At 65.8% G+C, this 14,665-nt stretch carries 16 protein-coding genes and 1 tRNA gene; 12 read left to right on the top strand and 5 right to left on the bottom strand.

Annotated elements, in window-relative coordinates; translation table 11 throughout:
- Positions 1-162: 162 nt before the first annotated feature.
- The 9 genes from BEMPMBAN_RS00770 (at position 163) to BEMPMBAN_RS00810 (ending at position 7,529) form a co-directional block, all read left to right on the top strand.
- Complete coding sequence (locus tag BEMPMBAN_RS00770) at positions 163-759, top strand: TetR/AcrR family transcriptional regulator (RefSeq protein ID WP_159228520.1); 597 nt, start codon at positions 163-165, stop codon at positions 757-759.
- Positions 756-1,979, top strand: coding sequence for a cytochrome P450 (locus BEMPMBAN_RS00775; RefSeq protein ID WP_159228521.1), 1,224 nt, complete (start codon positions 756-758; stop codon positions 1,977-1,979). The genes BEMPMBAN_RS00770 and BEMPMBAN_RS00775 overlap by 4 nt, the downstream gene beginning before the upstream one ends.
- Positions 1,980-1,999: 20 nt before the next feature.
- Positions 2,000-2,875 (top strand): SDR family oxidoreductase, encoded by an 876-nt coding sequence (locus BEMPMBAN_RS00780; protein ID WP_159228522.1) that lies wholly within the window; start codon positions 2,000-2,002, stop codon positions 2,873-2,875.
- A gap of 7 nt (positions 2,876-2,882) precedes the next feature.
- On the top strand, positions 2,883-4,238 hold the full coding sequence (locus tag BEMPMBAN_RS00785) for a lanosterol 14-alpha demethylase (protein ID WP_159228523.1): 1,356 nt from the start codon (positions 2,883-2,885) through the stop codon (positions 4,236-4,238).
- Positions 4,239-4,242: 4 nt separating this feature from the next.
- Entirely contained in the window at positions 4,243-4,458 is a 216-nt protein-coding gene (locus tag BEMPMBAN_RS00790) for a ferredoxin (protein WP_159228524.1), read from the top strand.
- A 3-nt stretch (positions 4,459-4,461) separates the two neighbouring features.
- Entirely contained in the window at positions 4,462-5,016 is a 555-nt protein-coding gene (locus tag BEMPMBAN_RS00795) for a nuclear transport factor 2-like protein (protein ID WP_159228525.1), read from the top strand.
- A 91-nt stretch (positions 5,017-5,107) separates the two neighbouring features.
- Positions 5,108-6,235 carry an NDMA-dependent alcohol dehydrogenase gene (locus BEMPMBAN_RS00800; protein WP_159228526.1) on the top strand — a complete coding sequence of 376 codons (1,128 nt, stop codon included), beginning with the start codon at positions 5,108-5,110 and terminating at the stop codon, positions 6,233-6,235.
- A gap of 6 nt (positions 6,236-6,241) precedes the next feature.
- Complete coding sequence (locus BEMPMBAN_RS00805; RefSeq protein WP_159228527.1) at positions 6,242-6,679, top strand: nuclear transport factor 2 family protein; 438 nt, start codon at positions 6,242-6,244, stop codon at positions 6,677-6,679.
- Positions 6,680-6,704: 25 nt separating this feature from the next.
- Positions 6,705-7,529, top strand: a complete 825-nt coding sequence (locus BEMPMBAN_RS00810) for an SDR family NAD(P)-dependent oxidoreductase (RefSeq protein WP_159228528.1) — start codon at positions 6,705-6,707, stop codon at positions 7,527-7,529.
- Here BEMPMBAN_RS00810 and BEMPMBAN_RS00815 read toward each other — a convergent pair.
- Complete coding sequence (locus BEMPMBAN_RS00815; RefSeq protein WP_159228529.1) at positions 7,526-9,169, bottom strand: long-chain-fatty-acid--CoA ligase; 1,644 nt, start codon at positions 9,167-9,169, stop codon at positions 7,526-7,528. The genes BEMPMBAN_RS00810 and BEMPMBAN_RS00815 overlap by 4 nt on opposite strands.
- Before the next feature lie 146 nt (positions 9,170-9,315).
- Here BEMPMBAN_RS00815 and BEMPMBAN_RS00820 point away from each other — a divergent pair, with 146 nt between their 5' ends.
- Positions 9,316-9,720, top strand: coding sequence for an HIT family protein (locus tag BEMPMBAN_RS00820; protein ID WP_159228530.1), 405 nt, complete (start codon positions 9,316-9,318; stop codon positions 9,718-9,720).
- Here BEMPMBAN_RS00820 and BEMPMBAN_RS00825 read toward each other — a convergent pair.
- A complete protein-coding gene (locus BEMPMBAN_RS00825) occupies positions 9,692-11,104 on the bottom strand; it encodes a sensor histidine kinase (protein ID WP_425294916.1) in 1,413 nt (470 codons plus the stop codon). The genes BEMPMBAN_RS00820 and BEMPMBAN_RS00825 overlap by 29 nt on opposite strands.
- 108 nt (positions 11,105-11,212) lie before the next feature.
- Positions 11,213-11,929: a response regulator transcription factor gene (locus BEMPMBAN_RS00830; RefSeq protein WP_159228532.1), complete on the bottom strand. Its 717-nt coding sequence runs from the start codon at positions 11,927-11,929 to the stop codon at positions 11,213-11,215.
- A 95-nt stretch (positions 11,930-12,024) separates the two neighbouring features.
- Between BEMPMBAN_RS00830 and BEMPMBAN_RS00835 the strand changes: the two genes are divergently transcribed.
- Complete coding sequence (locus tag BEMPMBAN_RS00835; protein WP_159228533.1) at positions 12,025-12,771, top strand: hypothetical protein; 747 nt, start codon at positions 12,025-12,027, stop codon at positions 12,769-12,771.
- 11 nt (positions 12,772-12,782) lie between these two features.
- Positions 12,783-12,857: transfer RNA gene (locus BEMPMBAN_RS00840), tRNA-Thr, on the top strand.
- A gap of 7 nt (positions 12,858-12,864) precedes the next feature.
- Here the strand turns inward: BEMPMBAN_RS00840 and BEMPMBAN_RS00845 are convergent.
- Positions 12,865-13,362 (bottom strand): hypothetical protein, encoded by a 498-nt coding sequence (locus BEMPMBAN_RS00845; protein ID WP_159228534.1) that lies wholly within the window; start codon positions 13,360-13,362, stop codon positions 12,865-12,867.
- Entirely contained in the window at positions 13,359-14,651 is a 1,293-nt protein-coding gene (locus BEMPMBAN_RS00850; RefSeq protein ID WP_159228535.1) for a molybdopterin-dependent oxidoreductase, read from the bottom strand. Before BEMPMBAN_RS00850 ends, BEMPMBAN_RS00845 begins: the two co-directional genes overlap by 4 nt.
- Positions 14,652-14,665: the final 14 nt, after the last annotated feature.

Here is a 14,665-nt window from a genome sequence, read left to right on the forward strand (position 1 = left end):
TAAGCGTCCTGGACAACTGTCCGACTGATTTCTCTCGAACGATAGCCCCCGATCGCCGGGCGAGGCAAGGTCGAAGAGGATAGACGCGACGCTAATGCACCCTGAACTGCTGCTTTGCCCCTGGGCTTGCTTGCGAGTGGCAGTTTCCGATAACTTGGACATGTGTCCAGTGATGCAGCTGCCGCGGTTACCAATGAGGCGCGGCAACCACCTCGAAACAGGCGGCAGGAAGAGACTTTCCGCAAAGTCCTGTCCGCCGGCGTCGAGATGCTGCGCGAATCGTCGTACGCCGACCTGACCGTTCGCGCGGTCGCAGCACGGGCCAAGGTCGCACCCGCAACCGCATACACCTACTTCTCGTCGAAGAACCACCTGATCGCCGAGGTCTACCTGGACCTCATGCAGCAGGTCGAGTACTTCACCGACGTCAACGACAGCAGGGCCAGCCGCGTGGAGAAGACCCTGCGGGCGATGACGCTGACGCTCGCCGACGAGCCCGAGGTCGCCGCGGCGTGCACCACCGCGCTGCTGTCGGGCAACGATCCGGCCGTGCGGGCGGTACGGGAGCGGATCGGCGCCGAGATCCATCGCCGGATCCGCGCCGCCGTCGGACCGGACAGCGACCCGCGCACACCGGCCGCGCTGGAGATGACGTTCTTCGGCGCACTGGTCAACGCCGGCAGCGGGGCCTTCACCTATCACCAGATCGCCGACCGCTTGAGCTATGTGGTCGGCCTCATCGTCGGGGAGGACCGATGACCACCAACAGCGGCGCCGTGAGCGACGCCATCCTCGACCCGTATGACTACGACTTCCACGAGGATCCGTATCCCTACTATCAGCGGCTGCGCGACGAGGCGCCCCTCTACCGCAATGAAGACCTCGGCTTCTGGGCGTTGTCGCGGCACCGTGACGTGCTCCAGGGCTTCCGCAACAGCACCACCCTGTCCAACTCCTATGGTGTCTCGCTCGATCCGGCCTCGCGCGGGCCGCACGCCTCGAAGACGATGTCCTTTCTGGCGATGGACGATCCGGACCATCTGCGGTTGCGCACCCTGGTGTCCAAGGGGTTCACGCCGCGGCGCATCAGAGAGCTCGAGCCCAGGGTCACCGAGCTGACCGTCGGGCATCTGGACACGATGCTGGAGAAGGCTCGTAGCGGCGAGACTGTGGACTACGTCAACCAATTCGCCGGCAAGCTGCCGATGGACGTCATCTCCGAGCTGATGGGGGTGCCGCAGGCCGACCGTGACCAGGTCCGCGCCTGGGCCGACGGCGTGATGCACCGCGACGAAGGTGTCAACGACGTTCCCGCCGCGGCGGTCGAGGCGTCGATCAACCTGATCGTCTACTACCAGGCGATGGTCGCCGAGCGCCGCAAGCAACTCACCGACGACCTGACATCGGCCTTGCTGGAAGCCGAGATCGACGGAGACCGGCTCACCGACGACGAGATCCTCGGCTTCATGTTCCTGATGGTGATCGCAGGCAACGAGACCACCACCAAACTCCTTGCCAATGCCGCCTTCTGGGGTCACCGGAACCCCGACCAGCTGATGGCGGTGTACGACGACATCGAGCGGGTGCCGCTGTGGGTGGAGGAGACGCTGCGTTACGACACGTCCAGTCAGATCCTGGCCCGCACCGTGTCCGGCGAGCTGACGCTGTACGACACCACGATTCCCGAAGGTGATGTGGTGCTGCTGCTCCCGGGCTCCGCGCACCGCGACGAGCGGGTCTTCGAGAACCCCGACGACTACGTCATCGGTCGCGAGATCGGTTCGAAACTGATGAGTTTCGGCAGTGGTGCCCACTTCTGCCTCGGCGCACACCTCGCGCGGATGGAGGCAAGGGTGGCACTTGCCGAGTTGTTCAAGCGAATCCGAGGGTACGAGGTCGACGAGGCCAATGCCGTCCGCGTCCATTCGAGCAACGTGCGCGGATTCGCCCATCTCCCGATCACTGTCCAGGTCCGCTAGCACGGCCGGAAAGGTCTCAGATGCCCCGTTTCGACCCACTGCCCGACCGTCGTCCCGCCCTGGTGGCCGGCGCCTCCTCTGGTATCGGTGCGGCGACAGCCGTCGACCTTGCCGCCCACGGCTTTCCGGTCGCTCTGGGCGCGCGCCGGGTGGAGAAGTGCCAGGAGCTCGTCGAGCAGATCCGGGCTGACGGCGGCGAAGCCATCGCGGTCCACCTGGACGTCACCGATCCGGATTCGGTCAAGTCCTGTGTCGAGCAGACGACCTCCGAACTCGGCGAGATCGAGTTGTTGGTCGCCGGCGCGGGCGACACGTACTTCGGCAAGATCGAGGCCATCAGCACCGAACAGTTCGACTCGCAGATCCAGATCCACCTGATCGGTGCCAACCGGGTCGCCGCAGCGGTGTTGCCCGGGATGATCGAGCGTCAGAGGGGCGACCTGATCTTCGTCGGTTCCGACGTGGCACTACGTCAGCGCCCACACATGGGTGCCTACGGGGCGGCCAAGGCGGCGCTGGTCGCGATGGTCAACAACCTCCAGATGGAACTCGAAGGCACCGGTGTGCGGGCGTCGATCGTGCACCCCGGCCCGACCAAGACCGGAATGGGCTGGAGCCTGCCCGCCGACCTGCTCGGCCCGGCCCTCGAGGACTGGGCCAAATGGGGCCAGGCCCGCCACGACTACTTCATGCGCGCCTCCGACCTTGCCCGGGCGATCACCTTCGTGGCCGAGACCCCGCGGGGCCATTACATCGCCAACATGGAGCTTCAGCCCGAAGCCCCGCTGGCGACGACGAAGGAACGCCAGCAACTGAAAGTCGACGAACAAGCACTTTCCAGGGCGAGCGAAGCGACGGGAGAATTTTCCAGGGCGAGCGAAGCGACGGGAGAATAGGAAGAGCATGACGACTGCGATAGTGCCCCGCGTCTCCGGTGGCGAAGAGGAACACGGCCATCTCGAGGAGTTCCGGACCGACCCGATCGGTCTGATGAAGCGGATCCGCGAGGAATGCGGTGACGTCGGCTGGTTCCAGCTCGCCGACAAGCAGGTGGTGCTGCTGTCCGGTGCGGAGGCCAACGAGTTCTTCTTCCGCTCCAGCGACAGCGAGCTCAACCAGGCCGAGGCCTACCCGTTCATGACGCCGATCTTCGGCGAGGGGGTGGTGTTCGACGCCGACCCCGAGCGCCGGGCCGAGATGCTGCACAACACCGCGCTTCGCGGCGAGCAGATGAAGGGCCACGCCACCACGATCGAGAACGAAGTCCGCAAGATGATCGCCGGCTGGGGCGACGAGGGCGAGATCGAGCTGCTGGACTTCTTCTCCGAGCTGACGATCTACACCTCGACGGCATGCCTGATCGGCCTCAAGTTCCGCAACCAGCTCGACCACAGGTTCGCCAACTACTACCACCTGCTCGAGCGCGGCACCGATCCGTTGTGTTACGTCGACCCCTACCTGCCGATCGAGAGCTTCCGCATCCGCGACGAGGCCCGGGCCAACCTGGTCGAGTTGGTGCAGGAGGTCATGCACGGCCGAATCGCCAACCCCCCCAAGGACAAGAGCGATCGCGACCTGCTCGACGTGCTGGTCTCGATCAAGGACGAGGAGGGCAACCCCCGCTTCTCGGCCAACGAGGTCACCGGCATGTTCATCTCGTTGATGTTCGCCGGCCATCACACCAGTTCGGGTACGTCGTCGTGGACGCTGATCGAGCTGCTGCGCCACCCCGACTTCTACGCCAAGGTCCAGCAGGAGCTCGACGACCTCTACGCCGACGGCCAGGAAGTGAGTTTCCATGCACTGCGCCAGATCCCGAATCTGGACAACGCCCTCAAGGAGACCCTGCGGCTGCATCCGCCGCTGATCATCCTGATGCGGGTGGCCCAGGACGAGTTCGAGGTGGCGGGCCATCCGATCCACAAGGGCCAGATGGTCGCCGCCTCGCCGGCGATCTCCAACCGGATTCCCGAGGACTTCCCCGACCCGGACGCGTTCGACCCCGATCGCTACGAGAAGCCCCGGCAGGAAGACCTGATCAACCGCTGGACCTGGATCCCGTTCGGCGCAGGCAAACACCGCTGTGTGGGAGCCGCGTTCGCGCAGATGCAGATCAAGGCGATCTTCTCGGTTCTGTTGCGCGAATACGAGTTCGAGATGGCCCAGCCGCCCGAGAGCTATCGCAACGACCACTCCAAGATGGTCGTGCAGTTGGCCAGACCGGCAAAGGTCCGTTACCGCAGGCGGGTCAAGGACTGAGCCGATGGGTTGCTACCGCGTGGAGCTCGACGAGGACCTGTGCCAGGGCCACGCCATGTGCGAACTGGAAGCCCCGGATGTGTTCCGGGTGCCCAAGCGGGGTGTCGTCGAAATCCTCGACCCGGAACCACCCGACGACCTCCGCGAGGATGTCGAGCGAGCGATCGAGATGTGTCCCACTCAAGCAATCTCTTTGAAAGAGAACGAAAGAAAGGTGTAGCCGATGGCGTCACGTGAGCAATTGGAGGCCTGGACCGACCGTTGGCTCGAGGCCAACCAGGACGCCGAGAAGGCCGGTGACTGGAAGCCGTTGGCCGACTTCTACACCGAAGACGCCACCTACGGCTGGAACATCGGCCCCAAGGAAGACGTCATGTGCATCGGCAAAGAAGAGATCCGCGACGTCGCCCTCGGCCTGGAGATGGAGGGCCTGGAGAACTGGGTCTACGAGTATCAGAAGGTGCTGATCGACGAGAAGCAGAACGAGATCGTCGGATTCTGGAAGCAGATCGCCAACAAGAGCGACGGGACGCGCGACGAGATCTACGGCATCGGCGGCAGCTGGTTCCGGCTCGTCGCCGTTGGGGACGACGACCAGTTGCTGATCGAGTGGCAACGCGACTTCTTCGACTTCGGTCACGTGCAGAAAGCGTTCATGAAGCTGATCGAGTCCGGGGACCTCACCCCGACCATGCAGAAACGTATCGAGCGGTCCCTTGCCGGCGAGAAGCTGCCCGGCTACTACCCGCTCGGCGAGGCCCCCACCCCAATCTGGTAGCTCCCACCCAAGCGGTTGCTTGGGGGCGCTGTGATATGGCTAACTAGAGCCTCTAGTCTTTAACTAGAGGCTCTAGTCGAAAGCAGGAGAGATGAAGACCAAAGGCGCTCTGATCTGGGATTTCAACCAGCCGTGGTCGATCGAGGAGATCGAGATCGGCGATCCCGTCAAGGACGAGGTCAAGATTCAGATGGAAGCGGCGGGCATGTGCCATTCCGACCACCATCTGGTGACCGGCGACATCCCGATGGCCGGGTTCCCGGTGCTCGGTGGGCACGAAGGCGCCGGCATCGTCACCGAAGTCGGACCCGGCGTGGAGAACGTCGCCCCGGGAGACCACGTCGTGCTGTCGTTCATCCCGTCGTGCGGTGAGTGTCCGACGTGCCAGAGCGGTAAACGCAACCTGTGTGACCTGGGCGCGTTGCTGCTCACCGGTACCGCCGTCTCCGACGGGACCCACCGGGTCACGGCCAACGGCAAGCCCGTCATCCCGATGACGCTGCTGGGGACGTTCAGCCCCTACATGGTGGTGCACAAGAGTTCGGTCGTGAAGATCGACCCGTCCATCCCGTTCGAGGTGGCCTGCCTGGTCGGCTGCGGCGTCACCACCGGCTACGGCTCGGCGGTGCGCAGCGCCGACGTCCGCCCCGGTGACGACATCGCGATCGCCGGGATCGGCGGCGTCGGCATGGGCGCTCTGCAGGGCGCGCTCAACGCCGGCGCACGCAACATCTTCGCCATCGACCCCGTGGACTGGAAGCGGGATCAGGCACTCAAGTTCGGCGCGACGCACGTCTACCCCGATCTCGCGTCGGCGATGATGGGCGTCGCCGAGGTCACCCACGGCAAGATGGCCGACAAGACCATCATCACCACCGGTGAGCTCAAGGGCGAGGACATCGACAACTACCTCAACATGACCGCCAAGGGCGGCACCTGTGTGGTCACTGCGGTGGCCAACATGATGGAAACCAGCGTCACCCTGAACCTGGCGATGCTCACCCTGATGCAGAAGAACCTGCAGGGCACCATCTTCGGCGGCGGCAACCCGCACTACGACATCCCGCAGCTACTGTCGATGTACAAGGCCGGCAGGCTCAACCTCGACGACATGGTGACCCGGCAGTACAAGCTGGAGCAGATCAACGAGGGTTACAAGGACATGTTGGAGGGCAAGAACATCCGTGGTGTGATCCGCTACACCGATGCCGATCGGTAGCGCGGGATGACCGACAGCGCAACGGAGACCGCCGAGCTCTCGCCGGTAGTCGCGGCCTCTCAGAGTTCGTGGCGATGCGTCCAATCCGGTGACAAGGCGGGCTGGCTGGCCCTGATGTCCGACGACGTCGTCATCGAGGATCCGATCGGCGAGGCCGTCACCAACCCCGACGGCACCGGCGTACGCGGGAAGGCGGCCGTCGGCGACTTCTTCGACGCCAACATCGGGCCGAATCAGCTACGCATCACCTGTCAGGAGACGTTCCCGTCGAGCAGTCCGACGGAGATCGCCTACATCCTGGTACTGGAGACCACGTTCCCCAACGGTTTCGTGGCTACGGTCCGGGGCGTGTTCACCTACCGCGTCGACGACGCGGGGCTGATCACGAACCTGCGCGGCTTCTGGAACATGGATGCGATGACGTTCACGGAGAAGGCGGATTAGCCAGCCGCTGGCAGGCCGCGGCGCGGTGGTCGTCGGTGGTACTCGTGGTGTCGGCCTGGCGGTCGCCGAGCTTCTGGCGGCCCTCGGTGCCGGCGTCATCGTCAATGGACGCGATGAGGCGGCGGCCACCCAAGCGGCGCAACGCATTCCCGGCGCCGTCGCCCATCCGGGATCATCCGCCGATCCGTCGGTGGCCGACGCACTGGTGGATACCTGCGTCCGTCGGTTCGGCCGCATCGACATCCTGGTCAACTGCGCGGGAACCGCCGAACCGGCAGGCTCGTCGATCCTCGACATCACCACCGAGCAGTTCAACGAGCTGATAGACGCCCACCTGGGCACCGCATTTCAGATGTGCCGGGCGGCAGCACCGCGAATGGTGCAGCAGGGCGCCGGGGCGATCGTCAACACCAGTTCGTTCGCGTTTCTCGGCGACTACGGCGGCACCGGGTACCCGGCAGGCAAGGGCGCGGTCAACGGTCTGACAGCGGCGATCGCCGCCGAACTCTCCGAGCACGGGGTACGCGCGAATGTGGTGTGCCCCGGAGCCAGGACCAGGCTGTCCACCGGGCCGGACTACGAGGCCCACATCGCCGAACTCAACCGGCGCGGACTGCTCGACGAGGTCAGCATGCAGGGTGCGCTCGACGCCGCACCTCCCGAGTACGTCGCACCGACGTACGCCTACCTGGTCAGCGATCTCGCCAAGGATGTGACGGGCCAGATCTTCATCGCCGCAGGCGGTTTCGTCGGCCGGTTCGATCGGCCGACACCGGCGATCGTGGCCTACCGGGATCACCACGACTCGCCGCCGTGGTCGATCGAGGAGATCGCCGCACAGATCGGTTAGCCCGGAAGCCGGTGGTCGCGGTACTGCTCGCGCAGCTTGAGTTTGACGACCTTGCCGGTGGCGGTGTGGGGCAGTTCGTCGACGAACACCACGTCGTCGGGCAGCCACCACTTGACGACCTCACCGGCCAGATACTCCAGGAGTTCCTCCCGGGTGGCGCTGCACCCCTTGCGCAACACGGCGATCAGCACCGGACGTTCCTGCCATTTCGGGTGGGGCACCCCGATGACCGCGGCCTCGGCGACGGCCGGGTGCCCCATCGCGGCGTTCTCCAGGTCGATCGAACTCACCCACTCGCCACCGGATTTGATCACATCCTTGGCGCGGTCGACGAGCTGGAGGTAACCGTCGGGGTCGATGGTTGCGACGTCCCCGGTGGGAAAGTAGCCCTCGGCGTCCAGCTTCTCGCCACCCTCCCCCTTGAAGTAGCCACTGGCGATCCACGGACCGCGCACCCAGACCTCGCCGAAAGCCTTGCCGTCCCAGGGTAGTCGGTTACCGTCGTCGTCGACGATCTTGAGGTCCACACCCCAGATGCCACGGCCCTGTTTAAGCCTGATCTGGGTGCGCTCCTCGTCGGAGAGCCCCTCGTGCTTGGGCAGCAGCCTGCCGATGACACAGAGCGGGCTCGTCTCGGTCATCCCCCAGCCCTGCATCGATTCGGCACCGAACTCCCGGTCGAACCGCTCGATCATCGACTGCGGAAGGGCTGCCCCACCGGTGCCTGCGACGCGGAGTCCGAGTTCGTGCGGGTCGATTTCCGGATGCTCGTCGAGGTAGGAGAACAGCATCATCCACACCGTCGGCACACCCTGGCTCTGGTTGACGCCTTCTGACTTCATCAGGTTGTAGACGGATTCACCGTCGAGGTGCGGTCCCGGCATCACGAGCGTGGCACCGACCATGGCCGCGGTGTAGGGCGTCCCCCACGCGTTTGCATGGAACATGGGAACCACCAACAGGATTCGGGACCCACTGTGGATGTCGATGGCGTCGCGCGCCGCGATCATCAGGGTGTGCAGCATCGTCGAACGATGGGAGTAGAGAACACCCTTCGGGTTCCCGGTGGTGCCCGAGGTATAGCACAGCGACGACGCGCTTCGCTCGTCGAACTCGGGCCAGTCATAGTGGGTGGACTGCCCGCCGATGAAGCCCTCCCAACACCGCAGGCGACCTTCGGGAAGGCCCGGGATATCGGGCATGTGCTCACGGTCGGTCATCACGACATAGGTCTCGACGGAGCTCAGTTCGCCAGCCAGCTGGCCCACCAGCGGCGCAAAGGTGGTGTCGAAGAACAACACCCGGTCCTCGGCGTGGTTGATGATGTAGACGATCTGCTCGACGAACAACCGCGGGTTGACGGTGTGCATGACAGCGCCCGCACCTGAGACGCCGAAGTACAGCGTGAGATGGCGGTCGCTGTTCCAGGCCAGGGTCGCGATCCGGTCCCCTTGGTTGATGCCCAGTTCGGCGAGGGCGTTGGCGACCTGCTTCGATTGGTCCCTGACCTGCGACCAGGTGGTGCGCCGAAGATGTCCTTCCGGCGGCCGCGACACGATCTCGGTGTCGGCGTGGAACGTCGCCGCGTGCTCGATCAGTGACGAGATCATCAGCGGCCTGTCCTGCATCAATCCCAGCATTCGGCCAGGCTATCGAGGGTGACATGACTTGTCGGCAAGTTGCCTTATGTCAAGATGTGCGCGAAGGGCGGTTCGTGGCCTCACGTGAGCGCGAAACAGCCGAGCGCCATTCACGACCCACCACCCTTCTGAGTAGCGTGGGCGTCATGGCGACCGTCTTCACGAAAATCATCAACGGGGAGATCCCCGGCAGGTTCGTCTACGAGGACGACGACATCGTGGCGTTCCTGACGATCGAGCCGATGACGCAGGGCCACACGCTGGTCGTGCCGCGGGCCGAGATCGACCAGTGGCAGAACCTCGACCCCGCCGTGTTCGGCAAGGTCATGGAGGTTTCTCAGCTCATCGGCAAGGCAGTGTGCCAAGCGTTCGACGCCGAGCGCGCGGGCGTCATCATCGCCGGCCTGGAAGTCCCCCACCTACACGTACACGTCTTCCCGGCTCGCGACCTGTCCGATTTCGGATTCGCCAACGTCGACCGCAATCCGTCAGCGGAGTCCCTCGACGAGGCTCAGTCGAAGATCAGGGCGGCGCTGGCGACGCTGCGCTGACCGAGACCGACGCCTCGGCAAATCGTGGCAGCATCACCCGGAAGCGGCACCCTTGGCCGGGGGCGGTGGTCACGCTGACGCGGCCGCCGTGCGCGTACACCAGTGAGTCGACGATCGACAGCCCCAACCCGGTGCCCCCGCTGGCCCGCGTCCGCGACGAGTCGGCCCGGTAGAACCGCTCGAAGATGCGCTGCGCGTCCTCCGGTCCCATCCCCGGCCCTTCGTCGCACACCTCCACGACAGTGCTGTCCTCGTCGGTTCCCACCCGCACGGTGACACCGGTGCCCTCGGGGGTGTGCTGCAGCGCGTTGGCCATCAAGTTGCTCAGCACCTGCCGCAACCTGGCTTCATCACCCACCACTTCCGGGGTGCCGGGTCCGTCGAAGACCTCGACGCGGATCCTGCGTTGCGGCGCGATCGACTGGGCGTCGTGCACCGCGTCGGTGGCCAGCGCGAGCAGATCCACCCGCTTGCGTTCCAGCGGACGCTGCGCATCGAGCTGGGCCAACAGCAGCAGATCCTCGACGAGCAAACCCATCCGCCGCGATTCACTCTCGATCCGGCTCATCAGCATCTCGACGTCACGGGCAGCACCCTGGCGGTACAGCTCGGCGAAGCCGCGGATCGTCGTCAACGGTGTCCGCAGCTCGTGACTGGCGTCGGTGATGAAGCGACGCATCCGTTCCTCGGAGGTCCGGGCCTGTGCCGCAGATGACTCCGAGGAGGCCATCGCACGCTGGATTTGCGCGAGCATTCCGTTGAGCGCCAACGACAGTCGGCCGACCTCGGTGCGCGGGTCACGTTCGGGAACGCGCCGATCCAGCTGCCCCGACGCGATCGCCGCCGCGGTCTGCTCGACCTCGGCCAGCGGCCGCAGGCTGCGGTGCACGACGGCGTAGCCGGCGATGGCGAGCACCACCAGAACCGCCGCCCCGATGCCCGCCTGCGCGTAGACCAGCGAACGCATCGTCGACTTCACGTCGGACAGGTCGATGGCCACCGTGGTGAGCTCGCCTCCCAGCCCCCGCACCGTCATCGCCCGCCATTGCACATCGGAATGGTCGACCGAGCCGACGGTGACCGGCACCGGCCCGACGTCGTTGTCCGCGGGCAGCGCCGGTTCCGCCACGCGGTCGTTCACCGCCATCCAGATCTGCCCGTCCGGATCGATACCACGGACGAAGAAGTCGGACGGAGGACGCGCGGGGTTGGGGTCGTCGATGGGGGTGACGGGCAGTCGCCGGGGCACCTGGGCCCACCCCCGGGACGCGTCGAGCAAGGTGTCATCCACCCGGTTCATCAGGCTGTGCTGCAGGATCGTCGTGACCGCGACGCCCGAAGCCAGGAGTCCGCAGGCCACCAGCACCAGAGTGGCGGCCACCAGCCCTACTCGGAGCGGAACGCCACGTCCTCTGGCACGTCCTCTGGCACGTCCTCCGGTGTTCCCGACCCGAGCAGCCACGCCCCTATTGTCTGCCCTTCACGCAAGAACTCATCGCGGCTCGCGCAGGACGTAGCCGACCCCGCGCAGGGTGTGCAGCAGCCGCTTGTCGCCGGTGTCGATCTTGCGGCGCAGGTAGGAAACGTAGGACTCGACGACGTTGACATCGCCGCCGAAGTCGTAGCGCCACACGTGGTCGAGGATCTTCGGCTTGGACAGCACCGTGCCCGCGTTGATGATGAAGTACCGCAGCAGTGTGAATTCGGTCGGTGACAGGGACACCGGCTCGCCGGCCTTCCACACCTCGTGGGTGTCCTCGTCGAGTTCGATGTCGGCGAACGTGAGCCGCGAGGTCCGGGGCTCCTCGTGACCACGGCCGGTCCGCCGCAGGATCACCCGCAACCGCGCCACCACCTCTTCGAGGCTGAACGGCTTCGTGACATAGTCGTCGCCTCCCAGCGTGAGTCCTGCGATCTTGTCCTGCAGGGTGTCGCGCGCGGTCAGGAACAGCGCCGGAGCATCGATGCCGTCGGCTCGCAGCCGGCGCAGCAACCCGAAGCCGTCCATGCCCGGCATCATGACGTCGAGGATCACCGCGTCGGGGTGCACCTCACGCGCCTTGTCGAGCGCGGCCGCTCCATTGGAGGCGGTGTGGACCTCGAAGCCCTGGTACTTCAGGCTCACGGAGAGCAGTTCGACGATGTTGGCCTCGTCGTCGACCACCAGCACGCGCGCCTCGGGGACGTTCTCCTGCACGGGCATGGCCATGGGTTTCAATCTCCACCAGTTCACTTGGAAATATGCTGCCGACTACCTGTGCACTTCCTGTGAGTTTGTCCTTGCGCTGTCCATAGACTGATCGGATGAACCTTGGCAAAGCGCTGACCGACCTCGCCTTCGCGCCCGTCCGCGTCGGCCTGGCCGTCGCGGACGCGGGCATCGGCGTGGCCAAGGGTGGCATCGAAGCGGCATACCGGACATTGGGTGACCCCCAGGACGGAGCCAAGCCGGGCCCTCCGTCGCTGGCCTACCTGCTGGGCATCGACGACGCCGTGGAGCGGGCGAACCGGTTGGCCCGGCTGATGGACGAGGATCAGCCGCTGGGACGCGCGCTGGCACCGGACGGAGCGCTGGACCGGCTCTTGAGACCGGGCGGGGTGGTCGACCGGTTGACCGCGCCCGGCGGCGCACTGGACCGGCTGACCGAGGACGAGGGCGGGTTGATGCGCGCCATCGAGCCCGGCGGACTGGTGGATCAACTGCTTGCCGAGGACGGCCTGGTCGACAGGTTGTTGGCCGAGGACGGCGTGGCCGACCGACTGTTCGCCGAGGGGGGTGTGGTCGACACGCTGACCGCCCGCAACGGCCCGCTCGAGCAACTCGCCACCGTCGCGGACACGCTGAACCGCCTGGCGCCGGGGCTGGAAGCTCTCGAGCCCACGATCGAGGCGCTACGGGAGGCGGTGATCGTGCTGAGCCAGGTGGTCAACCCGCTGAGCAACATCGCCGACCGGATTCCGTTTCCGGGCCGGCGCCCGCGGGGCAGGCCGATCAATCGGCCGGTGACGTCGCAGCGGGTTATCGACGTCGAGGACGAGCCGTTAAGCTAGGCCCGTTTTACGCCTCCTTAGCTCAGTGGTAGAGCACCGCTCTTGTAAAGCGAAGGTCGTCAGTTCAATCCTGACAGGAGGCTCCACGCAGCATCAGTCGGTGCCTGCCGTCGCCCGTGCCGCGACCACGAGCCGGATCCCGTAGACCACCGCGCTGGCCGCGAACAACGCCGCCACCAGCAGCAGCCAGCGCCCCAGGAAGGGCTCCTGAGTTTGACCGGTGGCCGCGAAGTACGCCCGGTGCCCCTGCTCGATGATGCCGGGCAGGAACACCAGCAGCGTCAGACCCGCGCCGAGCGCCGGCACCCGGATGTAGTTCAGCACCGGTACCCGTGCTCGCCGTGCCGCTGCGGGCCGGAGCCCCCGAGCGGCCACCAGGACGCGGTCGGCCAACGCGTACGCCGGAAAAAGAATCAGATCGTGGGCGATGATGGCCGCGGCGAACCACACCACGATCGACTGCCACCAGGTGTCGGGATTCCATAGTGCCGCCGCCCCGATGGTGGCGACCACATAGCCGAACAGTGCGAAACCGGCGACCAGCGTGAGCAGATGCAGCGGATGCGAGCCGTAGACGGCGCGAAAACTCATCGGCCACGTCCCGCCGCGAAGTCGATGGACCCGACCCATTTGGTGTTGTGCACCCCGGGCAGCGCCGGAACGATGATCCGCGCCGGAAATCCGTGATCCAGCGACAGGTCGACGCCGTTGACCTTCAGCGCCAGCAGCGAGTCCGGATGGGCTACCTGATTGGCCTGCAACATCGCGCGGTTGAAAGCGCCGAACCTCTCGATCGACGAAACCAGCGCCGGGCTGGGATCGATCACACCGACCAGTGCCGCGAGGTCACGCAATCGCACCCCGGTCCAGGTCTGCACCGTGGACCACCCTTCGACACAGGCGATCGGCAACACCGCGGTGTGCTGCGGCAGAGCACTCAACTCGACGCGGTTCAGGTCCATCGGCCCGTCGCCACCCAGCAACGTCAGACGCCAACTGTCGCCTGCGGCGTCGTCGGTGATCCCTGCTGCCCGGGCGGTTCGGTTGATCGGGAAATCGTTCGGTCCGTCACCCGAGTCACGGCCGCGGGGCAGCAGCAGCGCGGCGTGCCGAGTCCATCCGCCGACGGTCTGGCCCGCAGTGAGCACCGCGATGAACACGGCGCCCCCTCCCACCAGAGCCAGCGCGCCGCGGCGACTGATCGTCGGCTCGACCGGGTCGGCGGGGGCGAGGCCGTCGGGCTCGTAGGGTTCCGGTTCGGTGTCGGCGCGACCGGTGCGCAACACCTCCCGCATCGACCGGGACCGCAGTCCAGCCCACATCTTCGGGATCTTGATCGCGATGTGCACCACGAACCCGGCGATGAACACCCAGGCGCCGTAGTAGTGCGCGGTGTAGAAGCTGAACCCGAAGATGTAGTCGTACTGGATGTTCAGCACGCCGGTGACGATCTCGAACAGCAGTCCGCCGACCAGCATGATCAACGAAACCCGTTCCAGCAGCTGGGCGATGGACCGCGCGGGCGGCCAGGTGAAGAAGCGGGGGATCACCGACCACAGCTTGGCCAGCACCACCGGGATCAGCACCAGGCCCAGACCGACGTGCAGGCCCTGGTTGAGGCGGTACAACCAGGATGGGTCGGTGGGCCATTCGAAGGTGGGCAGCTTCAGGATGCCGACGTCGGAAGGGATGGCTTGGCCGAACTGCGGACCGTAAGCGATGTAGGACAGCAGGCCGGTGACGGTGACGATCGGCAGCGTCACCAGCAGCACCGCGCCGAACACCGACGTCAGCCACAAACCCCTCAGGGGGCTACGCCATCGCAGGCCACCTCGAGCGGCGGGCTCCTGCTGTGTCGAGACGGGTTCGTCATCGATCATCGCCGCTCCGTTCG

Source organism: Mycolicibacterium austroafricanum (genome assembly GCF_902705885.1).
Lineage (GTDB): Bacteria > Actinomycetota > Actinomycetes > Mycobacteriales > Mycobacteriaceae > Mycobacterium > Mycobacterium vanbaalenii_A.

Bases quoted from the DNA above. Each gene is read 5' to 3' on its own strand.
- BEMPMBAN_RS00795 (WP_159228525.1), top strand. From the start codon at position 4,462: ATGGCGTCACGTGAGCAATTGGAGGCCTGGACCGACCGTTGGCTCGAG.
- BEMPMBAN_RS00820 (WP_159228530.1), top strand. From the start codon at position 9,316: ATGGCGACCGTCTTCACGAAAATCATCAACGGGGAGATCCCCGGCAGG.
- BEMPMBAN_RS00775 (WP_159228521.1), top strand. From the start codon at position 756: ATGACCACCAACAGCGGCGCCGTGAGCGACGCCATCCTCGACCCGTAT.
- BEMPMBAN_RS00830 (WP_159228532.1), bottom strand. From the start codon at position 11,929: ATGGCCATGCCCGTGCAGGAGAACGTCCCCGAGGCGCGCGTGCTGGTG.
- BEMPMBAN_RS00805 (WP_159228527.1), top strand. From the start codon at position 6,242: ATGACCGACAGCGCAACGGAGACCGCCGAGCTCTCGCCGGTAGTCGCG.
- BEMPMBAN_RS00815 (WP_159228529.1), bottom strand. From the start codon at position 9,169: ATGCTGGGATTGATGCAGGACAGGCCGCTGATGATCTCGTCACTGATC.
- BEMPMBAN_RS00785 (WP_159228523.1), top strand. From the start codon at position 2,883: ATGACGACTGCGATAGTGCCCCGCGTCTCCGGTGGCGAAGAGGAACAC.
- BEMPMBAN_RS00800 (WP_159228526.1), top strand. From the start codon at position 5,108: ATGAAGACCAAAGGCGCTCTGATCTGGGATTTCAACCAGCCGTGGTCG.
- BEMPMBAN_RS00790 (WP_159228524.1), top strand. From the start codon at position 4,243: ATGGGTTGCTACCGCGTGGAGCTCGACGAGGACCTGTGCCAGGGCCAC.
- BEMPMBAN_RS00835 (WP_159228533.1), top strand. From the start codon at position 12,025: ATGAACCTTGGCAAAGCGCTGACCGACCTCGCCTTCGCGCCCGTCCGC.
- BEMPMBAN_RS00850 (WP_159228535.1), bottom strand. From the start codon at position 14,651: ATGATCGATGACGAACCCGTCTCGACACAGCAGGAGCCCGCCGCTCGA.
- BEMPMBAN_RS00780 (WP_159228522.1), top strand. From the start codon at position 2,000: ATGCCCCGTTTCGACCCACTGCCCGACCGTCGTCCCGCCCTGGTGGCC.
- BEMPMBAN_RS00845 (WP_159228534.1), bottom strand. From the start codon at position 13,362: ATGAGTTTTCGCGCCGTCTACGGCTCGCATCCGCTGCATCTGCTCACG.